The organism is Embleya sp. NBC_00896, from assembly GCF_045207785.1.
GTDB lineage: Bacteria > Actinomycetota > Actinomycetes > Streptomycetales > Streptomycetaceae > Embleya.
The window spans coordinates 3,176,841-3,198,057 of record NZ_CP108776.1 but is presented as its reverse complement, the minus strand read 5'-3'; the positions used below and the strand labels follow the sequence as shown (position 1 = coordinate 3,198,057).

22 protein-coding genes and 1 tRNA gene are annotated in these 21,217 nt (G+C 70.4%); 15 read left to right on the top strand and 8 right to left on the bottom strand.

What is annotated here, in order from left to right; genetic code table 11:
- Window positions 1-33: 33 nt before the first annotated feature.
- Window positions 34-810, bottom strand: a complete 777-nt coding sequence (locus OG928_RS14405; protein WP_406283683.1) for an ABC transporter ATP-binding protein — start codon at window positions 808-810, stop codon at window positions 34-36.
- Window positions 811-1,144: 334 nt separating this feature from the next.
- Between OG928_RS14405 and OG928_RS14400 the strand changes: the two genes are divergently transcribed.
- A tRNA-Leu gene (locus OG928_RS14400) sits at window positions 1,145-1,226 on the top strand.
- Between the two features lie 320 nt (window positions 1,227-1,546).
- Window positions 1,547-2,401 carry a Bax inhibitor-1/YccA family protein gene (locus OG928_RS14395; RefSeq protein WP_406283681.1) on the top strand — a complete coding sequence of 285 codons (855 nt, stop codon included), beginning with the start codon at window positions 1,547-1,549 and terminating at the stop codon, window positions 2,399-2,401.
- Between the two features lie 176 nt (window positions 2,402-2,577).
- Here the strand turns inward: OG928_RS14395 and OG928_RS14390 are convergent, their stop codons facing one another.
- A complete protein-coding gene (locus OG928_RS14390; RefSeq protein WP_406283679.1) occupies window positions 2,578-2,811 on the bottom strand; it encodes a DUF4287 domain-containing protein in 234 nt (77 codons plus the stop codon).
- 110 nt (window positions 2,812-2,921) lie between these two features.
- On the opposite strand from OG928_RS14390, the gene OG928_RS14385 reads away from it, so the two are divergent.
- Complete coding sequence (locus OG928_RS14385; RefSeq protein WP_406283677.1) at window positions 2,922-3,353, top strand: hypothetical protein; 432 nt, start codon at window positions 2,922-2,924, stop codon at window positions 3,351-3,353.
- A 97-nt stretch (window positions 3,354-3,450) separates the two neighbouring features.
- Here OG928_RS14385 and OG928_RS14380 read toward each other — a convergent pair whose 3' ends face one another.
- From OG928_RS14380 to OG928_RS14370, 3 genes are all read right to left on the bottom strand, one after another.
- Window positions 3,451-4,197: a hypothetical protein gene (locus OG928_RS14380; RefSeq protein ID WP_406283675.1), complete on the bottom strand. Its 747-nt coding sequence runs from the start codon at window positions 4,195-4,197 to the stop codon at window positions 3,451-3,453.
- Window positions 4,198-4,259: 62 nt separating this feature from the next.
- Window positions 4,260-5,480 (bottom strand): acetyl-CoA C-acetyltransferase, encoded by a 1,221-nt coding sequence (locus OG928_RS14375; RefSeq protein WP_406283674.1) that lies wholly within the window; start codon window positions 5,478-5,480, stop codon window positions 4,260-4,262.
- Window positions 5,481-5,637: 157 nt separating this feature from the next.
- Window positions 5,638-6,729: an SGNH/GDSL hydrolase family protein gene (locus OG928_RS14370; protein ID WP_406283672.1), complete on the bottom strand. Its 1,092-nt coding sequence runs from the start codon at window positions 6,727-6,729 to the stop codon at window positions 5,638-5,640.
- 616 nt (window positions 6,730-7,345) lie between these two features.
- On the opposite strand from OG928_RS14370, the gene OG928_RS14365 reads away from it, so the two are divergent.
- The 5 genes from OG928_RS14365 to OG928_RS14345 all read left to right on the top strand — a co-directional run bounded on the left by OG928_RS14365 (window position 7,346) and on the right by OG928_RS14345 (window position 11,230).
- Complete coding sequence (locus OG928_RS14365; protein WP_406283670.1) at window positions 7,346-8,722, top strand: cystathionine beta-synthase; 1,377 nt, start codon at window positions 7,346-7,348, stop codon at window positions 8,720-8,722.
- A gap of 166 nt (window positions 8,723-8,888) precedes the next feature.
- A complete protein-coding gene (locus tag OG928_RS14360) occupies window positions 8,889-9,452 on the top strand; it encodes a GNAT family N-acetyltransferase (RefSeq protein ID WP_406283669.1) in 564 nt (187 codons plus the stop codon).
- A gap of 56 nt (window positions 9,453-9,508) precedes the next feature.
- The gene (locus OG928_RS14355; RefSeq protein WP_406283667.1) at window positions 9,509-10,123 is read left to right on the top strand and encodes a helix-turn-helix domain-containing protein; all 615 of its coding nucleotides are present in this window, start codon (window positions 9,509-9,511) and stop codon (window positions 10,121-10,123) included.
- Window positions 10,124-10,311: 188 nt separating this feature from the next.
- Entirely contained in the window at window positions 10,312-10,632 is a 321-nt protein-coding gene (locus tag OG928_RS14350) for a hypothetical protein (RefSeq protein WP_406283665.1), read from the top strand.
- Between the two features lie 355 nt (window positions 10,633-10,987).
- Window positions 10,988-11,230, top strand: coding sequence for a chaplin (locus tag OG928_RS14345; protein WP_406283664.1), 243 nt, complete (start codon window positions 10,988-10,990; stop codon window positions 11,228-11,230).
- 87 nt (window positions 11,231-11,317) lie between these two features.
- On the opposite strand, the gene OG928_RS14340 is transcribed toward OG928_RS14345, so the two are convergent.
- Window positions 11,318-12,088 carry an SDR family NAD(P)-dependent oxidoreductase gene (locus OG928_RS14340; protein ID WP_406283662.1) on the bottom strand — a complete coding sequence of 257 codons (771 nt, stop codon included), beginning with the start codon at window positions 12,086-12,088 and terminating at the stop codon, window positions 11,318-11,320.
- Window positions 12,089-12,321: 233 nt separating this feature from the next.
- On the opposite strand from OG928_RS14340, the gene OG928_RS14335 reads away from it, so the two are divergent.
- Window positions 12,322-12,816: an Asp23/Gls24 family envelope stress response protein gene (locus OG928_RS14335; RefSeq protein WP_406283660.1), complete on the top strand. Its 495-nt coding sequence runs from the start codon at window positions 12,322-12,324 to the stop codon at window positions 12,814-12,816.
- Between the two features lie 66 nt (window positions 12,817-12,882).
- On the opposite strand, the gene OG928_RS14330 is transcribed toward OG928_RS14335, so the two are convergent.
- Window positions 12,883-13,914, bottom strand: coding sequence for a hypothetical protein (locus OG928_RS14330; RefSeq protein ID WP_406283658.1), 1,032 nt, complete (start codon window positions 13,912-13,914; stop codon window positions 12,883-12,885).
- Window positions 13,915-14,081: 167 nt separating this feature from the next.
- Between OG928_RS14330 and OG928_RS14325 the strand changes: the two genes are divergently transcribed.
- From OG928_RS14325 to OG928_RS14305, 5 genes are all read left to right on the top strand, one after another.
- Window positions 14,082-14,960: a menaquinone biosynthetic enzyme MqnA/MqnD family protein gene (locus OG928_RS14325; protein ID WP_406283656.1), complete on the top strand. Its 879-nt coding sequence runs from the start codon at window positions 14,082-14,084 to the stop codon at window positions 14,958-14,960.
- A gap of 83 nt (window positions 14,961-15,043) precedes the next feature.
- Window positions 15,044-16,234 carry a cyclic dehypoxanthinyl futalosine synthase gene (mqnC, locus tag OG928_RS14320; RefSeq protein WP_406283654.1) on the top strand — a complete coding sequence of 397 codons (1,191 nt, stop codon included), beginning with the start codon at window positions 15,044-15,046 and terminating at the stop codon, window positions 16,232-16,234.
- A gap of 23 nt (window positions 16,235-16,257) precedes the next feature.
- On the top strand, window positions 16,258-17,502 hold the full coding sequence (locus OG928_RS14315) for an amidohydrolase family protein (protein ID WP_406283652.1): 1,245 nt from the start codon (window positions 16,258-16,260) through the stop codon (window positions 17,500-17,502).
- A 92-nt stretch (window positions 17,503-17,594) separates the two neighbouring features.
- Window positions 17,595-18,293, top strand: a complete 699-nt coding sequence (locus OG928_RS14310) for a demethylmenaquinone methyltransferase (RefSeq protein WP_406283650.1) — start codon at window positions 17,595-17,597, stop codon at window positions 18,291-18,293.
- 115 nt (window positions 18,294-18,408) lie between these two features.
- Window positions 18,409-19,716, top strand: a complete 1,308-nt coding sequence (locus tag OG928_RS14305) for a geranylgeranyl reductase family protein (protein ID WP_406283648.1) — start codon at window positions 18,409-18,411, stop codon at window positions 19,714-19,716.
- Between the two features lie 102 nt (window positions 19,717-19,818).
- Here OG928_RS14305 and OG928_RS14300 read toward each other — a convergent pair whose 3' ends face one another.
- Entirely contained in the window at window positions 19,819-20,001 is a 183-nt protein-coding gene (locus tag OG928_RS14300) for a DUF397 domain-containing protein (protein ID WP_406283646.1), read from the bottom strand.
- A gap of 185 nt (window positions 20,002-20,186) precedes the next feature.
- Between OG928_RS14300 and OG928_RS14295 the strand changes: the two genes are divergently transcribed.
- Complete coding sequence (locus OG928_RS14295; protein ID WP_406283645.1) at window positions 20,187-21,209, top strand: adenosine deaminase; 1,023 nt, start codon at window positions 20,187-20,189, stop codon at window positions 21,207-21,209.
- The last annotated feature ends 8 nt before the right edge of the window (window positions 21,210-21,217 follow it).

The following is a 21,217-nucleotide window of genomic DNA, read 5'->3' as shown; positions in this document are numbered from 1 at the left end:
TTCGAGTGCCGGGCGGGTTGGGTTCGAGGGCTGTCAGATGAGGCGGGCGGCGTCGAAGCGTTTCATGCGTTCCAGGACCAGGTCGGATGTCGGGTTCGCCATTTCGTCGACGATTCGGCCGTCGGCGAGGAAGAGCACGCGGTCCGCGTATGACGCGGCGCCCGGGTCGTGGGTGACCATCACGATCGTCTGTCCGGTCTCCCGTACCGAGGCGCGCAGGAAGCCGAGCACCTCGGCGCCCGAGTGCGAGTCGAGGTTGCCGGTCGGCTCGTCGGCGAAGATGATCTCCGGCTTGCTCGCGAGCGCGCGGGCACACGCGACGCGCTGCTGCTGACCGCCGGAGAGCTCGGCCGGCCGGTGGCCGAGCCGGTCGCGCAGGCCGGTGGTGGCGATCACCTGGTCGAGCCACTTCTTGTCCGGCTTCACGCCCGCGATGTCCATCGGCAGCGTGATGTTCTCGAGCGCGGTGAGCGTCGGCAGCAGGTTGAACGCCTGGAAGACGAAACCGACCTTCTCCCGGCGGAGCAGCGTGAGCTGCTTGTCGTTGAGGCTGGACAGCTCCACCTCACCCAGCCGCACCGAGCCCGCCGAGATCGAGTCGAGCCCCGCCATGCAGTGCATCAGCGTGGACTTGCCCGACCCGGAGGGCCCCATGATCGCGGTGTACTCCGCGCGGCGGAAGCCGACCGACACGTCCTCCAGCGCTATCACCTGTGTCTCGCCCGTGCCGTAGACCTTGCCGAGGTTGGTGGCGGCGGCGGCGAGCGCGCCGCGCGACCCGGTACCGGCGGTGGTTTCAGTGACGCTCACATGGGCCTCTTTCGTCGCGATCGGATCGATGGGATCGATGGGAGCGGTGGGAGAGCGGGCCGGGTTCGATCGAGCGCGAGCACCGGTGTGGCGGTGCTCCCGGGGCGGACCCCCGACCCCGTCCTACCCAGGTCGCATGGGCGAATGCGGGATGTCCCCTGCTCAGCTGACGTAAAGCGCTCATTCGGCGCGATCCGTACGACAATCGCGCGACATTCGGATGTGGTTCGCCCGGTCGCTCTCCGCGATCGGGGTGGCTCGCGCGGGGCGTCGGCGGGGGCTCCGAAACGCAGGGGTCAACCCGGTGCGCCGGGGCCGCTACGCTCAGCATCGCCCCCGGATGGTGGAACGCAGACACGAGGAGCTTAAACCTCCTTGGCCGCAAGGCCGTGCGGGTTCGAGTCCCGCTCCGGGGACAACTCGAAGGCGCGGCTGACCTGCAGGAACGCCGCATCGCCGCGATCGCGCGGCGACGGGCCGCGGCGGATTCACCCGCCGGCCGGGCGAACTCCCGGGCCCGAGGGTCACCCTCTCTCGCGAATAGCGCAGGGTGTTCCCGCGCATACAGCCATCGGGTTCACGATAGATACCATCCGACTTTTTATGACCACACAGTGACCACGGGCACAAATCGTGTGTCCGGGAACGTTGTGAGGGAAGGATGGATTCCCCGAGCGCTTTACTCGGGGATTACTCTCAAGCCACGACCCCCACCCGGGGGCATGGAGGAGATGACATGAGGAGCAGCAACCCGGTGCTCACGCGGCGGGGGGCGTTCGAGACCGGCCGGCAGGAGCAGGCCGGTTACGGAGCGCCGCAGCCCGGGCCGCAGGGCGCCCCGTACGGTGCACCACAGCAGCCGCCGCTGCAGCCGATGACCCCCGAGCAGCTTCAGGAGATGTACCAGGCGCAGTCCGCCGGTCCGCTCCAGACCGGTCGGATGACGATCGACGACGTGGTCGCGCGTACCGCGATGACGCTGTTGACCGTCGTGGTCTTCGGCGCGCTCGCGTGGGCTTTCCTGCCGCCCGAGAAGTTCGGGTTCGCGGTGGTGGCCTCGCTGGCGGCCTTCGGCGTCGCGATGGTCACGATCTTCAAGAAAGAGGTCAGCCCGCCGCTGATCCTCACCTATGCCGCCCTCCAGGGCTTCGCGCTCGGCGCGATCAGCCACGCCTTCGAGACGCGGTACAGCGGCATCGTGGTCCAGGCCGTCCTGGGTACGGTCTCGGTGTTCGTGGGTGTGCTCTTCGCGTACAAGTCCGGCTGGGTCAAGGTGACGAACCGGTACTACCGGATCGGCATGGCGATCGCGATCGGCTTCGTGGTCCTGACCCTCGTCAACCTGATCGCGATGCTCTTCGTCGGTGGCGACGGCCTGGGTCTGCGCAGTGGCCCGCTCGGCATCGTCATGGGCATCCTCGGCATCCTCATCGGCGCGTTCTTCCTGACGCTCGACTTCAACGAGATCGAGCAGCTGGCCGCCCAGGGCGTGCCGGAGAAGGAGGCGTGGCGCGCCGCGTTCGCGCTCACCATGACCCTCGTGTGGATCTACATGGAGGTTCTGCGTCTGTTGTCGATCCTGCGGGATTGACGCTGCGGCGCACGGCGCCGTGACGTGCTCCGTGACGTCCTGACGTGAGAAGTGGCGGTGTCCCGGAAAGGGGCACCGCCACTTCTGTGTTCGTGGGTGTGGGTAAGGCGGATCTGCTCAGTGGGGCAAGGGTCTTCGACAAAGGGTCGACAGCGGGTCGGCCACGGGCCGGGGGGTCAGCTGACCCCGCCCGGGGCGTGGCGGCGGCGGTCGTGCTCGCGAACAATGGCGAGCGCGTGCCCGTGTCCGAGGTTGTGTTCGCCCTGGAGCCAGGAAACTCGGTCCTCGAAACGGGAGAAGGCCGGTCCGGCCTCGATTTCCTTGAACCATTCGGGGAGTTCGCGGCCTGTGCAGGCCGGGACCCTCGCCACGAGGTTCCGGTGGGTCTCTTCGGAGAAGTGCAAGGACATAAGCGCCTCCGGTGAGCGTTCCGTTCCCCGAGCGTGCATGACGGGCGAACGGTTGGCAAGCGGTCGCAGGGTGTCCCGCGTGCGGCGATCGCACTCGGTACGCTCCGGCTATGTCGTCCCGCATCCCCATCCCGTCGGCCGGGAAACCGTCCGGCTCCCTCACGGTTGACATCGGCCTGTTCGTGAAGGAGGCCGGCGCGGTCGCCGATCGGCTCCGGCACCTGTCCGAGTCCCGCCTCAAAGCGCCGCTGACGGCTCGTCAGGAGACCTCGCCGACCCGGGCGGGGGCGGCCCTGGAGCTCGCGCAATGCCTTGCCGATCTGGCCGCCGCGGTCGAGGGCGAGCCGCGCCGTGAGGTGCCGGATCTGGGGGTGTTCGTGGTCGGCGACCAGGTCGCCGTGACGTCGCGGGACCTCGCCGTGGCGGTGGCGCCGCATAGGGAGGAGCAGGCGCTGATATTGCAGGACGGTGAGGTTGGCACGGTGGGGGAGGTTGTGCGGACGGCGCGCGAGATCGTGCGTGAGTTGGCGGCGGCGATTTGAGGGTTGGCCCTGGGTTGTTGTCCTCAAGCGCCGGACGGGCTGGATTGGGTTGGCTTTGTCTTCAAGCGCAGGACGGGCTGGGTTGGGTTGGGTGGGGCTAGGCCGGGGGGCGGACGTATACGCGGTCGGCCAGTGCGTAGGTTGTGGAGTCGTCGAGGCTGAAGGTCAGGGCGTAGCCGCCGCCGATTTCCGAGGTGCCCAGGAGGCGGACCGGGTGGCCCATCGACAGGGCCATGTCGATCAGTGACGCGGCTTCCGGGTCGCCCGGCATGACCACGAGCGAGCTGCCGTCGGCGAAGTCGAGCACGTCGAGTCCGCCGGAGCCGCCGGAGCCGCCGGGGGAGCCGGTGCGGACCCGGGTGACCGGCGTGCCGCCGGTCACCAGGCCGGTGAGGTATTCGCCGGTGAGGTGCGTGGGCAGCAACGGGGTGAGGTTCTCCGAGGGGTGCGGACGGCGGCCGGCCGGGGTGTCGTACTCGTCCACGACGTCGTCGTGCGGGTGGCGCGGGACCATGAGCGACGGGCGCTTGGGTTCCTTGGTCCGGAAGAGGTGGTCGACGAATTCCTGGTCCCAGATCTCCGCGGACGTACGACCACGTCGCCACCGGGACAGCCGCCGGACGGCGGCGGTCACCGCGACGGCGCACGCGGCGGTGATGAGGACGGGGACGATGTACGCGTTCGGCATGACGGATCCGCAACCCTTGAACAACCCGAGGAACACCTTCACTACCAGGGTCGCGCTGCCGGCCTCTTGCCGCCAGAGCGTGATGTCCCGACCCGGCGGGACCTCGGGGTAGGGCCGAGTGGGCGACCACTCGCCGCGGCCGGCGAACGTGCCCACGACGAAGCCCGCCCGGAGCGTTCCGGACGGGCTTCGAGGGGGGTACTACGGGCGCGGCCGGGTCAGCTCAGGCGCTCCAGCACCATCGCCATGCCCATGCCGCCGCCGACGCACATGGTCTCCAGGCCCCACTGCTTGTCGTGCCACTGGAGCGAGTTGATCAGCGTGCTGGTGATCCGCGCGCCGGTCATGCCGAACGGGTGGCCGACCGCGAGCGCGCCGCCGTTGACGTTGACCTTGTCCAGGTCGAAGCCCAGGTCCTGGTAGGACGGGATGACCTGGGCGGCGAACGCCTCGTTGATCTCGACGAGGTCGATGTCGGACGTGGTCAGGCCGGCGCGGGCCATCGCGATCCGCGACGCCTCGACCGGGCCGTAGCCCATGATCTCGGGGGACAGGCCGGTCACCGCGGTCGAGACGATCCGCGCGAGCGGGGTCAGGCCGAGCTCGCGGGCCTTGGTGTCCGACATCACGATGATCGCGGCGGCGCCGTCGTTGAGCGGGCACGCGTTGCCTGCCGTGACCGTGCCGTCGGGACGGAAGACCGGCTTGAGGCCGGAGAGGCCCTCGAGCGTGGTGCCGGCGCGCGGGCCGTCGTCCTTGGTCACCACGGTGCCGTCGGCGAGCGTGACCGGGGTGATGTCCTTGGCCCAGAAGCCGTCGGCGATCGCCTTCTCGGCCAGGTTCTGCGAGCGGACCGCGAACTCGTCCTGCTGCGCGCGCGTGATGCCCTTGTGCTGGGCCAGGTTCTCGGCGGTGAAGCCCATCCCGATGTACACGTCCGGGAGCAGGCCCGCGTCGCGCGGGTCGGTCCAGGTCGAGCCCTTCTCGACGGCCTCGGCGGTCCGGGCCGCGCCCTCGGCGAAGATCGGGTTCTTGGTGTCCGGGATCGAGTCGCTGCTGCCCTTGGTACGGGTGCTGGAGACCATCTCGACGCCGGCCGAGATGTAGGCGTCGCCCTCGCCGGCCTTGATCGCGTGCATCGCCATCCGGGTCGTCTGGAGCGACGACGAACAGTAGCGGGTGATCGTGGTGCCGGGCAGGTGGTCGTAGCCGAGCAGCACGGCGACGTTGCGGCCCATGTTGAAGCCCTGCTCACCGCCGGGCAGGCCACAGCCCAGCATGAGGTCGTCGATGTCCTTGGGGTCGAGCGCCGGGACCTTGTCCAGGGCGGCCCGGACCATGAGGGCGGTCAGGTCGTCCGACCGCAGGTCCTTCAGGGAACCCTTGAAGGCGCGACCGATCGGGGAGCGGGCGGTGGCGACGATGACTGCTTCGGGCATCGGGACTCCTTGTTGGTCTTTGCGGCCGTCGGTACGAGGACCCCGGAGGGACTCTCGTCGGTGCGGAAGCGCAACTGACGCTTGAAGTTACTGCCTGGTAGCCGAAAGCGGGAGGGGCGGGCCGTGCGACCTGCCCCACGCGATAACTGACGGCCAGTCAGATTTCTTCCGCCACATTACCCCGGACGCCCTCGGGGCCGGCCGGCACAGTCGGGTCGACCTCGTCGCCGGCCTCATCGCCGACCTCGCCGTCGGCCTCGGGATCCACGGTCGCGGGCGTCGGGATCTGCTGCCGCCTGCGGTGGCGCAGCAGCGCCCACCGGCCGCGGGGGCCGCGTTCGCGGCCGCCGACGTCGGTGCCGGCCACTTCGGTGCCGCCCTCGGCGGCGGCCTCGATCGCGGCCTGCACGATCGGCAGCACGCCCTCGCCGCGGAAGCTGTCCGGGCTCTCCTCGTCGAGCGGCCACAGGTCGAGCGCGGCGCACAGCGACGGCAGCGAGGCCATCGCGGCGGTCGCGTAGCCCTCGATCGAGGGGTGGAAGCGGTCCGGGCCGAACATCGCCTTCGGGCGGGCGAGGAACTCGGGGCCGAGCAGCGCGCCGAGCGACACGGTTCGGCCGCCGGCCTCGACCACGGCGATGGTCTGCGCGGCGGCGAGGTTGCGGCTCCACTGGCGGGCCAGGTAGCGCAGCGGCTGCGCGATCGGCTCGATCGTGCCCAGGTCGGGGCAGGTCGCGACGACCACCTCGACGCCGGAGGCGATCAGTCGGCGGGTGGCCTGTTCGAGGTGGCGGACCGACTCGGCCGGGCGCATCCGATGGGTGACGTCGTTCGCGCCGATCATGATCATCGCGAGGTCGAGCTCGTGCTTGAGGGCGAGCGTGACCTGGCGTTCCAGATCAGAGGACTGCGCGCCGGTGAGCGCGACGTTGACCAACTGGACGGGGACCTCGGCGACGGCGGCCAGGCCGGAGGCGAGCAGCGCGCCGGGGGTCTGCATGGGGTCCTCGACGCCCAGGCCCGCGGCCGTGGAATCGCCTATCACCGCGAACGTGATCTGTTCGCCGGGCAGGTCGCCGTACATCCCGTCGGCGGTCGGCGGTTCGCCGTCGGGCTCGCCGACCGTGCGGCGGGCCATCTTCGCCTCGGTGTACAACACGGCGAACATCGCGCCGGTCAGGACGCCCACGCCGCCGCCGCCGAATGCCGCTGCGGCGGCCACGCGGCGGGCCATGCGTGTGCGCATCATCGTCGGGCCTCGATGCCACCCGTCGTGAACAAGACCTCGGGCTCCTCCCCGTCGAGAACTCCACGCCGACCCTAACCGACCGTCAGGTTCGTCGGGACGCATGTGCGGTTGCGGCGGGGCGGGGTTGGCTGGCCTGCGGCCGGCTTTGGCCTCAAGCGCCGGCCGGGCTGGGGTGAGTCGGCCTTTGGCCGAGGTGGCCTCAAGCGCCGGCCGGGCTGGGGTGGCTTGGGCGGGCTGCTTGGGGTTGGGCGTTGGTTGGGCTGGGGTGGCCTCAAGCGCCGGCCGGGCTGGAGTGGGTTGGGCGGGTTGCTCGGCTTGGGCGTTGGTCAGGTTGGGGTGGCCTCAAGCGCCGGCCGGGCTGGGGTGGCTTCGGTGGGCTGCTTGGGGTTGGGCGTTGGTCAGGTTGGGATGGCCTCAAGCGCCGGCCGGGCTGGGTTGGCTTGGGTGGGTTGCTTGGGGTGGCCTCAAGGGCCGGTCGGGCTGGAGTGGGCCGGGTGGGGTGGATTGTGTTGGGCGGGGTGGGGGTGGGGGCGGACTAAGGTTGGGTGAAGCTAGTGCATTTCGAGGATTTTGGGCCATCCGGCCCCGGCTGATGCGCACCTATGGCGGAGGTTCCGTGCGGTACCACGAATCCATGCTCGACCTGATCGGGGACACCCCCCTCGTCAAGCTGAACTCCGTTACCGCGGGGTTGACGGCGACGGTGCTGGCGAAGGTCGAGTACTTCAACCCCGGCGGGTCGGTAAAAGACCGAATCGCCGTGCGGATGATCGACGCGGCCGAAGAGTCGGGCGCGTTGCGGCCCGGCGGCACGATCGTCGAACCGACCTCCGGCAACACCGGAGTCGGGCTCGCGATGGTCGCGCAGCGGCGCGGATACAAGTGCGTGTTCGTGTGCCCGGACAAGGTCAGCATGGACAAGATCAATGTCATGCGGGCCTACGGGGCGGAGGTCGTGGTCTGCCCGACCGCGGTCGACCCCGAGCACCCCGACTCGTACTACAACGTCTCGGACCGGCTCGTTCGCGAGACGCCCGGCGCGTGGAAGCCCGACCAGTACTCCAACCCGCAGAACCCCGAGTCGCACTACCTCTCCACCGGCCCCGAGCTGTGGGAGCAGACCGACGGGCGGATCACGTGCTTCGTGGCCGGCGTCGGCACCGGCGGCACGATCAGCGGGACCGGGCGCTTCCTCAAGGAGGTGTCGAACGGCGGCGTGCGCGTGGTCGGCGCCGACCCCGAGGGCTCGGTGTACTCCGGCGGCAGCGGCCGGCCCTACCTGGTCGAGGGCGTCGGTGAGGACTTCTGGCCGACCGCGTACGACAGCGCGGTGCCGGACGAGATCATCGCGGTGTCCGACCGCGACTCGTTCCTGATGACCCGTCGGCTCGCCCGCGAGGAGGGCCTGCTCGTGGGCGGCTCCTGCGGGATGGCCGTGGTCGCGGCACTGCGCGCGGCCGAGCGGCTCGGGCCGGACGACGTGGTCGTGGTGCTGCTGCCCGACTCCGGGCGCGGCTACCTCAGCAAGATCTTCAACGACGAGTGGATGGCCGACTACGGCTTCCTGGACGCGGACCCGAACGAGGCCACCGTCGGCGACATCCTCGCTCGCAAGCAGGGCGACCTGCCGGCCCTGGTGCACGTGCATCCGGAGGAGAGCGTCGGCGACTCGATCGCGATCCTGCGCGAGTTCGGGGTCAGCCAGATGCCCGTGGTCAAGCCCGGTGCCGGGCACCCGGACGTGATGGCCGCCGAGGTGGTCGGCGCGATCGCCGAGCGCGACCTGCTCGACGCGCTCGTTTCCGGGCGCGCGGCCGCGGGCGACCCGCTGGAGAAGTTCATGTCGGCGCCGATGCCGGTGATCGGCTCGGGCGAGCCGATCGCGCGGCTCGCGCGGGTGCTCGAACAGGCCGACGCGGCGCTCGTGCTCGTGCACGGCAAGCCGCAGGGCGTGGTGACCCGACAGGACCTGCTCGGACACCTCGCCGGCTAGCTCACGCCGGCAGCTACGCGCGTTTCGCCATCGGGGAGGCCCGTAACCGGATCGGTCCGCGCCGGACACGCTCACGTAGTCGATGCGTAACACCGCCTCGACACCGTGGGGGTTCGGCGGGGACGGACCGCGAGGGGCCGCCCCGGTGGCGAAAGGCGGTAGCGACATGACGGCTGCACGGATGCGGGCTCGGGCGCGCCTCACCATGGTGAGCGACGCCGGCGCGGATGGGTGGCCGTCGCACGTGCGGGTCCGGCCGGCGCGCGCCGAGGACGCCGCCGAGGTGCGCGCGATGCACGAGCGCTGCACCCCCGAGACCCGCCGATTGCGCTACTTCACCTCGGCGCCGCGATTGCCGGAGAGCGCGCTCGCCCGACTGCTCGTGCCGCGGGACGGCGTGAGCCTGGTCGCGGTGGCGCCCGACGGTTCGATCGGCGCGCTGGCCACGCTGTTCCACCCGGCGGACGAGCGGGTCGGCGAGCTCGCGCTGCTGGTCGAGGACGCGTGGCAGGGGCACGGGCTGGGCACCGCGCTGCTGTGCGCGTTGGTCGACGAGGCCGCGGCGCGCGGCCTGACCGGGCTGCGGGCACATGTACTGCCGTGGAACCGGCGGATGCTCGCCCTGTTCGACCGGGCCGGGCTCGTGGTCCGGCGTGGCTACGAGGACGGCGTGGTGCTGGTGGAGGCCGACGTCCCGCCGAACGCGGTGGCGGCAGGGCGCTGCGCCTGATTTGCCTCAGAGGCAAGTTAATTGTCTCATTGGTCATCCGTGCCTAACCTCGAAGCATGGCCGCTCCCCAAAGCTACGACACGGACGAGTCCGGCCCGGTACCCACCGGGCTCGGTGACCGCCTTCGCGCGGCCCGTCGGGCGAACGGACTCAAGCTCGAAGAGGCCGCGCGGCTCACCAAGCTTTCCGTCGCCTACCTGTCCCGACTCGAGCACGAGCGCCGACAGCCGTCCCTGCCCGCGCTGCTGACGCTGGCCCGTGCCTACAACACGACCGTCTCCGAGCTGCTCGGCGAGGACATCGCCGCGAGCGAGCCGATCGTCCGCTCCGGCGCCGCCGAACCCGTCGAGGCGCACGGCTGGACCTACTGGCGCGCGGGCAGCCCGCATCGCGGCATGCAGGCCCTGCGGGTGCGGGTGCCGCCCGGTCGGGCCGACGGTCCGGGGCGGGTGCATCCCGGCGAGGAATGGCTGTACGTCCTGAGCGGGCAGCTGCGGTTGAACCTGGACGGCGTCCCGCACCTGCTCGCGCCCGGGGATGTCGCGCACTTCGACTCCGGGCTCACGCACCGCATGGAGTCGGCCGACCCCTACCTGTCCGTCGAGTTCCTGATGGTGCACGCCGCGCCCGCGGTGGTCGCGTTCTCACCGTGCCTTCCGTCCCACAGTTGAGGAGTTCGCCGCCATGGAAAGCGAGAAGAGCCGGGCCGCCGGCATGTGGATCCGGATCGCCATCTACATCCTCGGGTTCTCCGTCGTCTTCGGTGCGCTGATGATCACCGCGGTGACGTACGGCCACCGCTGAGCGTGCGGCGCGTCAGCGCGCCGGGCGTCGGCCGCGGGCCCGTAGGCTCCCGGTCATGGCAAACGAATCTTCCTCCGACTCCACCACCCGCTACATCCGGCTCAACCTTGAAATCGTGCTCGAGGTCACCGACGCCGACGCGCTGCGTGCCGCCGCGCTGGACAGCGTCAAGGCGGACGAGGAGCTCTCGCCCGGCGACCGTGCCGACGCGACCACCGCGATCGAGACGGACCTGGCCGAGTCGGTCTCGTACCTGATCGACCCGTTCAGCCTCGTCGAGGACATCGCCGGGACCGAACTGAGCGAGGCCGGCTGGCAGTCCGAGGGCGCCGAGTACCTGCCCGAGAGCGACGACGAGGACGACGAGGACGCCTGACGTTCCGTCGCTCGCGCGCCCCTCGCCTCGGGCACGACCCTCGCAGACCCCGATCGCCCCACCGGACCGTGTTCCCCGCGCGCCCCGCGAAGCCTGGCTCCGCGGGGCGCCGTCGTGCTCCGGGACGGGGCTCGATCGTCATGTGCGGGGTCGTCATGTGCGGCGTCGTCATGCGCGAGATCGTCATGTGCGGCGTCGTCGCGCGCGGGCGCGGATCTCCGGCGTACAGCCCAAGCCACGGTCCACGTAGGGGTGAATCGGGGTCCAACCCGATGTTGGGGCGTTGCCCTTCGCCGGGGCCTTCGTTGTCCCACGTGCCGCATCCGTTCGTGCGGCACTGTGACATGGAGGAAGAATGAACACGGTCAAGAAGGCGGCCTTCATCACCGCTGCCGCCGGTGGCATCCTCGCCGCGGGCATCGGTGGCGCCAGCGCCAGCTCCGAGGCGGACGGCGTCGCCGCCGGTTCCCCGGGCGTCCTCTCGGGCAACCAGATCCAGGTCCCGGTGCACATCCCGGTCAACCTGTGCGGCAACAGCGTCAACATTGTCGGCCTGGTCAACCCGGCGTTCGGCAACCACTGCGCCAACATCGGCTGAATCGGCCGCCGTTGAACCTCCGGTGGGCGCCGTACGGGACATCCGGTCCTGGTACGGCGCCCGCTTGTCGTTCGGGTGGATCCGCGGTCAGGCGTGCGTCCCGCCGTCGATCCGCAGCGACGTGCCGGTGACGAACTTGCCGTCGTCGGAGGCGAGCGCGGCGATCATGCCCGCGATCACGTCCGGGGAGGCCATGCCCTCGCCGATGATCGGCATGAGCTTGCCGAACAGCTCCCAGTCGGCGTCGTCCGGAACCTGGTTCGGGGTGTCGTCGACGATGCCGCTGGAGATGCTGCCGGGCGCGACGTTGACCGCGCGCAGCCCCTGGCGGCTGTACTCGAGCGCGATCGCGTGCGTGAACGCGTCGATCGCGCCCTTGCTGGCCGCGTAGGCGGCCATGTAGGGGTGCGCGAAGCTCGCCGAGGTCGAACTGAAGTTGATGATCACGCCGTTGCCGGTCTCCAGGAGCGGCGGCAGCGCGGCCCGCGTCATCAGGAACGTGCCGGTCAGGTTGACCGTGATGACCTGATTCCACGTGTCCAGCGGGAACGTGTGGGTGTGCCCGGCGCGCAGGATCCCCGCCGCGTTCACCAGGACGTCCAGGCCGCCGAGGCGCTCGACGATCTCGGCCACCCCCGCGCCGACCGCGTCCTCGTTCGACACGTCCAGCACGCTCGTGCTCAGCCGCGCCTCGAAGCCCTTCTCCGCGGCCATCGCGCGGGTCTTCTCCAGCCCCTCGGCATTGACGTCCGCCGCGTGCACCGTGCCCGCCTCGCTCAGCAGCCGCAGCACGGTGGCCTGTCCGATGCCCGAGCCGCCACCGGTGACGATGATGCGCCGATCCTGGAACCGCTCCACAGTGTTTCCTCCTTGGACGGGGTGTACGGGTCCCATCACAAGCGGTTGACACGCGCGGGAGCAACCCTCCTGAACGGTTGGCGGGGAGTGAAATGAAACATGTTCCAGTTCACTTTCGCGGCCGATCGGATTAATTCGCCCGGATTGCGTGAGGAACCGGCCGGGAAGGGGTCACACCTCATGCGAGGGGATCCCCCACCCCTCACGAAGCGGCGAAAGCAGAGGTTCCAGCCATGGCAGACTCCCCCGCCCACGCAGCAGACAAGAGCACCACCCGTCCCGAGCGATCGGAACGGCAGCCGGCCGGGGTCACGCATCACCTCACAGAGGTGACGGCGCTCGCGACGGATCGGGGGCGTACCTCGATCGCGGACGGGGTGGTGGCCAAGGTCGCCGGGCTGGCGGCCCGGGAGATCCCGGGGGTGTACGCGCTCGGCAGCGGTGTCTCGCGGGCCTTCGCCGCGATGCGCAAGGCCGTACCGGGCGGCCGTCCCGACGTCGCCCGCGGCGTCACCGTCGAGGTCGGCGAGAAGCAGTGCGCCGTCGACCTGAGCCTGGTCGTCGAGTACGGCGCGCCGATCGCCGAGGTCGCGGCGGCCGTGCGCGACCACGTGATCGAGTCGATCGAGCGGATGACCGGCCTCGAGGTCGTCGAGGTCGACATCTCCGTGGACGACATCCACATCGACCAGGAGGACGACGACACGTCCTCGCGCAACCTGGAGTAGCGGCGAGCCGTACGGGCGAGGGGGCGGGCCCGACGGGCCCGCCCCCTCGCCCGTACGCGGTGCGGGTCAGCGCCGCCGGGTCCGCAGGGTCAGGCCGATCACACCCACCACGACCCCGACGATCGAGGCCGCGAACACCGACCACGACATCGTCGTCAGCGAGTCGGTGAACACGCCGTAGACCGCCTCGACCGCGTCCCGGTTCAGCGTCTCCGTGGTGGCCAGCTCATCCGACACCGGACCGCGCAGGGCCGAGACCATCAACAGCAGCAGGCCGCTGGTGAGGACCAGCCCGACGCCGGTCATGATCAGTGCCCGGAAGCGGTTCACCGCCACCGCGAGGCCGATCACCAAGAGCGCGAGGGTCAGGATCGGCAGCCAGGTCCCGGCGTCGTCGATGGCCTGGAACGCCTCCCGGCCCTGCTTGGCCTCGGACGCGTTCGGCAGCTCCGCGAGGTCGATCGGGATGGTCGTCGGCAGGCCCGCGGTCGAGATCCGGATCCCGGACTTGTTCAGTTCGCGTGCGACCGCGTCCAGCGGGGACTTCAGGTTCACCACGACCTTGTCGCCGTCGGTGGTGACGTTCTTGCTGTCCTTGCCCAGGAGGGAGGAGCTCACCACGTCGTGCGCGGTCGAGACGCCGTCCTTCCAGATCGGCTTGAACGCGGGCTGTGCGATCTGCGTTTCCACGGTGCTGCGCACCACGTCGCGGGGCACCTGGCCGCGGACGTTCGCCGGGATCTGCTTGATCAGCTCGTCCGTCATCAGCCGGGCGACCTCGCTGCGGATCGCGGGCTCGTCGATCAGCTCGACGGCGTTGTCGGTGAAGCCCTCGGACGAGACCACCTCCCACCGCAGCCACAGCGCGGACAGCGCGGGTATCGACAGCAGCACCGCCAGGACCAGGCTGATCCCCGCGACCGTGCCGCGCAGTCCCCTGTAGGCGGGCCCGGCGGGCCGCTGCGGCGGGACGCCGCGCCCGCCGGGGTGCCCGCCCGGGGGATAGGGGGGCGGTGGGGCGGGCGTTGACGCGTAAGGCGGGGGCGGGGGCGGGTAGCCGCCACCCTGGCCCGGATACGAGCCCGGGGACGAGTGCATCGCGCTTTCCTCCGTCGTAGTAGTCGGGCCGCCGTGGAATCGGCCCGGCCCATGAGAATCTCATCCGGACGTCGCTGCCACTGCGTCACGACGGGTCTTGTGCCTGTTCGGTGACACCTGCCCGGGTCGGTACGGGGGATGCGTGTGTAGAGGCATAGCCTGCGTGGATGGACAGTGTGGACAACGCGCCCCCGGACGGCCGCCGGCGACCCCGGGTAGGCCATATCCAGTACCTCAACTGCCTGCCCATCTACTGGGGGCTGGCCCGCACGGGTTCGTTGGTGGACCTGGACCTGAGCAAGGACACCCCGGACAACCTCAACGACGCGCTCGTGCGCGGCGACCTCGACATCGCTCCGATCAGCGTGGTCGAGTTCCTGCGGCACGCGGACGACCTCGTCGTGCTCCCGGACATCGCGGTGGGTGCCGACGGGCCGGTGATGTCCGTCATGCTGATCAGCCAGGTGCCGGTGGAGCAACTGGACGGCGCGCGGGTCGCGCTCGGTTCGCAGAGCCGCACCGGGGTCCGGCTCGCGCGGCTGCTCCTCGAGGAGAAGTTCGGCGTACAGCCGAAGTTCTTCAACTCGGCGCCCGATCTCGGCCTGATGATGCAGGAGGCCGACGCCGCGGTGGTGATCGGCGACGTCGCGCTGCGCGCGACGCTGTACGACGCGCCGCGCCTGGGCCTGCACGTCTACGACCTGGCGCAGGAATGGAAGGACTGGACCGGCCTGCCGTTCGTCTTCGCCGTGTGGGCCGCGCGCCGCGACTTCTTCGCCGCGCACCCGAACGAGGTCTACGAGGTGCACCGGGCCTTCCTCGAATCCCGCGACCTGTGCATGCAGGAAGTGGACAAGGTGTGCGAGCACGTGGCCCGCTGGGAGGCGTTCGACGCGGCCACCCTGGAGCGCTACTACACCGAGGCGCTCGACTACTCGCTCGGCGAACGACAACTGGCCGGGATGGCCGAGTTCGCCCGCCGCACGGCGCACGACACCGGATATCCGGCGGACGTGCGGGTGCACATGCTCGACCGCCGGGACTGACCGGTGATCGCGGCAGATAGGCTCGTTGTGGTTCTCGTTGTGGTTTTTGTGCCGGCGTTCCCGTCCCCTTCGGAGGCTTCCCCGTGATCAGCGATCTCCAGTCGGTCCTGGACCGGGCCGCCGACGGTGGGCGGATCACGCCCGACGAAGCGCTCGCCCTGTACGTCCACGCGCCGCTGCACGCGCTCGGCCGGGCGGCCGACGCCGCGCGCCGCAAGCGCTACGCGGACACCGTCGACATCGCGACGTACATCATCGAACGCAACATCAACTACACGAACGTGTGCGTCACGGCGTGCAAGTTCTGCGCCTTCTACGCGCCGCCCAAGAGCGAGAAGGGCTGGGTCCGCGAGATCGACGACATCCTGCGCCGTTGCGCGGAGACGGTCGAACTCGGCGGCACGCAGATCATGTTCCAGGGCGGGCACCACCCCGACTTCGGTGTCGAGTACTACGAGCGCTCGTTCGCGGCGATCAAGGCCGAGTTCCCGCAGCTGGTCATCCACTCGCTCGGCGCGTCCGAGATCGCGCACATGGCCAAGGTCTCCGGCGTGGGCATCGAGGAGGCCATCGCCCGGATCCACGCCGCGGGTCTGGACTCGTTCGCGGGCGCGGGCGCCGAACTGCTCCCGGAGCGACCGCGCAAGGCGATCGCGCCGCTCAAGGAGTCCGGCGAGCGCTGGCTGGAGATCATGGAGACCGCGCACGGCCTGGGCGTCGAGTCGACCTCGACGATGCTGATGGGCACCGGCGAGACCAACGCCGAGCGGATCGAGCACCTGCGGATGATCCGCGACGTGCAGGACCGCACGGGCGGCTTCCGCGCCTTCATCCCGTACACCTACCAGCCGGAGAACAACCACCTGAAGGGGCAGACCCAGGCCACCCTCCTGGAGTACCTGCGCCTGATCGCGGTCGCCCGGCTGTTCCTGCACAACGTCGCGCACATCCAGGGCTCGTGGCTGACCACGGGCAAGGAGGCCGGCCAGCTCACGCTGCACTACGGCGCCGACGACCTGGGCTCGGTCATGCTGGAGGAGAACGTCGTCTCCTCCGCGGGCGCCAAGCACCGCTCCAACCGGATGGAGCTGCTGCACCTGATCCGCGCGGCCGGCCGCATCCCCGCCCAGCGCGACACGACCTACCACCACCTGGTCGTGCACGACGACCCGGCGAACGACCCGGTCGACGACAAGGTGATCTCGCACTTCTCCTCGACCGCGATCGCCGGCGGCACCGCCCGCAAGGAACTCAAGGTCGTCGACGCGCGCTGAACCCGGCTTGGGATGATGGGTGCATGCCGCTGACCCTGCACTCCGCGCCCGTCGTCCTGTCCATGACCGATGCGGAGCCGATCCGCGACGGCGGCGTCCTGGTCGAGGACGATCGGATCGTCGCGGTGGGGCCGCGGGCCGCGTTGACGTCGGCCGGGGCCCGGGAGCGGGTCTGGCGCGGGGTGCTCACGCCGGGACTGGTGAACGCGCACGCGCATCTTCAGTACACCGACTTCGGCGATCTCGCGCTGTCCGGGCTCGCGTTCCCGGAGTGGATTCGCGCGCTCACCGCGCGGCGGCCGACGTTCTCCGAGGTGATGTGGCAGGAGAGCGCGCGGCGCGGGGTGCACCACATGCTGCGGTCGGGGACGACCGCGGCGGCCGACGTGGTGACCGATCCGTGCGTGCTCGTCCCGGTGGGCCGGTCCGGGCTGCGCGGGATCAGCTACGTCGAGGTGATCGCGGACGACGCGATGTGGGCGGGCGGGCGGCGCGCGGAGTTCCTGGGCACGCTTTCGGGCGCGAGCGGCGGGCGGGAGTTGGGCGTGTCGCCGCATACCCCGTTCACGGTCGGCACGGCGGTGTTCAAGGAGTGCGTGGCGATCGCGCGCGAGCGCGGCCTGCGGCTGCATCCGCACCTGGCGGAGACCGCGCACGAGGCCGAGTTCATCCGCAGCGGCACCGGTCGGTTCGCGGACCTGAACCGGGCCGTCGGGATGGCCCTGGAACTGCTGGACGGCGGCAGCGGCGCCGGCCCGGCCGGGTATCTGGACGGCTTCGACGGGCTCGGCCCGGACGTGCACGTCGCGCACGGCGTGCACCTGGCCGCCGACGATCGCGCGCTGCTGCGCGCACGCGGCACGGCGGTCGCGCTGTGCGTGCGCTCCAACGCGATCCTGGCGGCCGGCGAGCCGCCGATCGCGGACTACCTCGCCGAGGGTTCGCCGATCGCGCTCGGGAGCGACTCGCTCGCCTCGTCGCCGTCCCTGGACATGTGGGAAGAGGCGGCGGCGGCCCGGGAACTGGCGATCCGTCAGGGCTACCTCGGGGACGACCTGGACCGGCGCCTGGTCGAGGCGGTCACGGTGGGCGGCGCGGCGGCGATGGGCGGGCTCGCGGGGGCGGGCACGCTGCGCGCCGGCGCCCTCGCGGACCTCGCGGTGTTCGACGTGCCGACCGAGGGCGATCCGTACGCGGCGCTGGTCGCGCACGGCACCGGCTCGTGCCTGGCCACGGTGCTCGGCGGGCGGCTCGTGCACCGCCGTTGAGCGCGGGTCGCCGCACGGGCGCGCCTGCTCCGGATGGGGCGTTGTGCGGCCCCAGGGCACGGCGGCCGGCCCGGACGGGAGATGATGACCGGGTGACCCGAGCCTCCCTCGACAAGCAACCGCGTGAAGTCGCGTCGATGTTCGACGCGGTCGCGGCGCGCTACGACCTGACCAACACCGTGCTCTCCATGGGCCAGGACCGCTCGTGGCGCAAGGCCGTCGCCCGCGCCGTGGACGCCCGCCCCGGGGAGCGCGTCCTCGACCTGGCCGCGGGCACCGGGACGTCGTCGCTGCCGTTTCGCGACGCGGGCGCCGAGGTCGTGCCGTGCGACTTCTCGGTCGGCATGCTGCGCGAGGGCAAGCGCAAGCACCCCGAGCTGCCGTTCACCGCGGGCGACGCGACGCGGCTGCCGTTCAAGGACGCCACGTTCGACGCGGTGACCATCTCGTTCGGGCTGCGCAACATCAGCGACACCGGGGCCGCGCTGCGCGAGATGCTGCGGGTGACGCGACCGGGCGGCCGGCTCGTGGTGTGCGAGTTCAGCCGACCGACCTGGCGGCCGTTCGAGACGGTGTACGTCGAATACCTGATGCGCGCGCTGCCGCCGGTCGCGACGGCGGTCAGCAGCAACCCGGACGCCTACGTGTACCTGGCCGAGTCGATCCGCACCTGGCCCGACCAGGCCGGGCTCGCCGCGCTCGTGCGCGAGGCCGGGTGGGCGCAGCCCGCGTGGCGCAACCTCAGCGGCGGCATCGTCGCCTTGCACCGCGGCTTCCGACCGTCCGCGTGAGCACGGGCCGCGGCGCGTGACCGCGCGCCGGGCCCCGTCCGGCTCCTCATAGACTTGTCCGGCCGGAACCGTCCCGGTTTCGGTACTGCCGCAGAGACTTCCAGGGGAGTCGTCCGTGACCGACGCAGCGCTCACAACCACCAAGCGCGCCGACTCGACGCATGAGGCCGACGTCATCGTGGTCGGGGCCGGTCCGGCCGGATCGACCACGGCGTATCACCTGGCCAAGTCGGGTGTCAGCGTGATTCTTCTGGAGAAGACCGCCTTTCCGCGCGAGAAGGTCTGCGGCGACGGGCTCACCCCGCGCGCGACCAAGCAGCTCGTCAACATGGGCGTGGACACCTCGGTCGAGGCCGGCTGGCTGCCGAACAAGGGCCTGCGCATCCTCGGCGGCGGCATGCGCCTGGAGCTGGACTGGCCGGACCTCGCGGCCTACCCCTCGCACGGCCTGGTCCGCAAGCGCGCCGACTTCGACGAGATCCTGGCCCGCCAAGCGGTGTCCGCCGGCGCCAAGCTGTACGAGCGCGCGAACGTCACGAGCCCGATCCTGGACGACCGCACCGGCCGCATCGTCGGCGTCAACGTGCGGATGAACGGCTCGAAGGAGGAGACCGTCTTCCGCGCGCCGATCGTGGTCGCCGCGGACGGCAACTCCACCCGCCTGTCCCTCGCGATGGGCCTGCACCGCCGCGAGGACCGCCCGATGGGCGTCGCGGTCCGGACCTACTTCAAGTCCCCGCGCAGCGACGACGACTACCTCGAATCGTGGCTGGAGCTGTGGGACCGCCGGGACGGCCAGGAGAAGCTGCTCCCGGGCTACGGCTGGGTGTTCGGCATGGGCGACGGCACCTCGAACGTGGGCCTGGGCCTGCTCAACACCTCGTCGGCGTTCAAGGACATCGACTACCGCGACCTGCTCAAGGGCTGGGTCGCCGGGATGCCCGAGGAGTGGGGCTACACCGACGAGAACCAGGAGGGCCCGATCCGCGGCGCCGCCCTCCCGATGGGCTTCAATCGCCAGCCGCACTACACCAAGGGCCTGCTGCTCGTCGGCGACGCGGGTGGCATGGTCAACCCGTTCAACGGCGAGGGCATCGCGTACGCGATGGAGTCCGGCGAGATCGCGGCCCAGGTGATCACCCAGGCGGTCGCGCGGCTGACCCCCGAAGGCCGCGAGCGCGCGCTGCACGACTACCCGAGGATCCTCAAGCAGACCTACGGTGGCTACTACACGCTCGGCCGCGTGTTCGTGAAGCTGATCGGCGACCCGCGCGTGATGAACTTCGCGACCAAGCACGGCCTGCCGCACCCGATGCTGATGAAGTTCGTGCTCAAGATGCTCGCGAACCTGACCGACCCGCGCGGCGGCGACGCGATGGACCGGATCATCAACGGCATGGTCCGGATCGCCCCCGCGGCGTAGCGGATCCGGCCCTTCGAGCGATTCGGTTGGACCCCGATCCCGTCGGCCGCGCCTAGGCGGTCGACGGGATGACTGACGGCGTTGTCGTCCCGATGTGGGCTTTCAGCCGTGCTTGAGGTGGCTCAGGAAGGTGGCCCAAGGGGCGGTCCCGATCGCGAGTCGGCCGAGGGCACGGGCCTTGGTGTCGCGGACGGCGGTTTTTTCGGTGTGCCGGCCGACTTCCACACAGTCACCCTCATGACCGGAGTAGGTGGACTTCCGCCAGCGCTCGGGCTGAGAGGTCATATGGATTGCATCCTTGCTGCGATATGTGACCGGGACTCGTCCGTGGGTGAGTGGCTGGGTGTAGTCAGGCGACGGCCGCTTGATGGAATCGGAAGCCGTGGGATGCGCACGTGACCTGTGCTCGGCACATTACGGTTGAGGCTTGTTCGGAAGGCATGCCCTCTTCGAACGAGGAGACTCTCTCTATGCGTGACATGCGTGAGTTCATCGCCGGACTGCCCAAGTGCGAGTTGCACCTGCACATCGAGGGCACTCTGGAGCCCGAGCTGAAGTTCGCGCTGGCCGAACGCAACGGGATCGAACTGCCGTACTCCTCGGTCGAGGAGATGCGCGCCTCCTACCGATTCGACAGCCTCGCGTCCTTCCTAACTGTGTATTACGAGGGCATGCGTGTGCTTGTGCACGAGCCGGACTTCTACGACGTGGCCATGGCGTACCTGGCCAAGGCCGCGGCGCAGAACGTGCGTTACGTGGAGATGTTCTTCGACCCGCAGGCGCACACCGGTCGCGGCGTCCCGTTCGACGTGGTCGTGCGCGGGCTCACCCGGGCGATCACGGACGCGCGGCGGCGGTTCGGGATCCGCGCGCAGCTGATCATGTGCTTCCTGCGCGACTTCCAGGCCGAGTACGCGATGGCCACGCTCGTGCAGTCGCTCGCGTACCGCGAGTGGATCGTCGGGGTCGGCCTCGACTCGGACGAGCGCGGCAACCCGCCGGCCAAATTCGCCGCGGTGTACGCGCGGGCGCGGGCCGAGGGGTACCGGCTGACGATGCACTGCGACGTCGACCAGGAGAACAGCGCCGAGCACATCCGCCAGGCGATCGAGGACATCGGCGTGGACCGGATCGACCACGGCTCGAACGCGCTGGAGGACCCGAGGCTGGTCGCGGCGATCAAGGAGCGCGGGCTCGGCCTGACGGTGTGTCCGGTCTCGAACTCCTTCGTGGTGGACGGGATCAAGGGGCGGGAGATCCGGCGGATGCTGGACGAGGGCATCCTGGTCACCATCAACTCGGACGACCCGGCCTACATGGACGCGTACGTGCTGGAGAACCTGGAGCGCACGCAGGCCGACCTGGGTCTGACGCGCGCCGAGGTGGCGCGCTTCGAGCACAACGCGTTCACCATCGCGTGGTTGCCGGAGGACGTGAAGGACGCGTACATCGCCGAGCTGGACGCGTATGTGGCGGTGGCCGACCGACCCTGAGGCTCGGC

What these genes read in the sequence shown, in the direction of transcription:
- OG928_RS14345 (WP_406283664.1), top strand. Translation starts at nt 10,988, where the DNA reads ATGAACACGGTCAAGAAGGCGGCCTTCATCACCGCTGCCGCCGGTGGC.
- OG928_RS14370 (WP_406283672.1), bottom strand. Translation starts at nt 6,729, where the DNA reads ATGATGCGCACACGCATGGCCCGCCGCGTGGCCGCCGCAGCGGCATTC.
- OG928_RS14350 (WP_406283665.1), top strand. Translation starts at nt 10,312, where the DNA reads ATGGCAAACGAATCTTCCTCCGACTCCACCACCCGCTACATCCGGCTC.
- OG928_RS14395 (WP_406283681.1), top strand. Translation starts at nt 1,547, where the DNA reads ATGAGGAGCAGCAACCCGGTGCTCACGCGGCGGGGGGCGTTCGAGACC.
- OG928_RS14390 (WP_406283679.1), bottom strand. Translation starts at nt 2,811, where the DNA reads ATGTCCTTGCACTTCTCCGAAGAGACCCACCGGAACCTCGTGGCGAGG.
- OG928_RS14360 (WP_406283669.1), top strand. Translation starts at nt 8,889, where the DNA reads ATGACGGCTGCACGGATGCGGGCTCGGGCGCGCCTCACCATGGTGAGC.
- OG928_RS14315 (WP_406283652.1), top strand. Translation starts at nt 16,258, where the DNA reads ATGCCGCTGACCCTGCACTCCGCGCCCGTCGTCCTGTCCATGACCGAT.
- OG928_RS14355 (WP_406283667.1), top strand. Translation starts at nt 9,509, where the DNA reads ATGGCCGCTCCCCAAAGCTACGACACGGACGAGTCCGGCCCGGTACCC.
- OG928_RS14295 (WP_406283645.1), top strand. Translation starts at nt 20,187, where the DNA reads ATGCGTGACATGCGTGAGTTCATCGCCGGACTGCCCAAGTGCGAGTTG.
- OG928_RS14300 (WP_406283646.1), bottom strand. Translation starts at nt 20,001, where the DNA reads ATGACCTCTCAGCCCGAGCGCTGGCGGAAGTCCACCTACTCCGGTCAT.
- OG928_RS14375 (WP_406283674.1), bottom strand. Translation starts at nt 5,480, where the DNA reads ATGCCCGAAGCAGTCATCGTCGCCACCGCCCGCTCCCCGATCGGTCGC.
- OG928_RS14385 (WP_406283677.1), top strand. Translation starts at nt 2,922, where the DNA reads ATGTCGTCCCGCATCCCCATCCCGTCGGCCGGGAAACCGTCCGGCTCC.
- OG928_RS14325 (WP_406283656.1), top strand. Translation starts at nt 14,082, where the DNA reads ATGGACAGTGTGGACAACGCGCCCCCGGACGGCCGCCGGCGACCCCGG.
- OG928_RS14335 (WP_406283660.1), top strand. Translation starts at nt 12,322, where the DNA reads ATGGCAGACTCCCCCGCCCACGCAGCAGACAAGAGCACCACCCGTCCC.
- OG928_RS14330 (WP_406283658.1), bottom strand. Translation starts at nt 13,914, where the DNA reads ATGCACTCGTCCCCGGGCTCGTATCCGGGCCAGGGTGGCGGCTACCCG.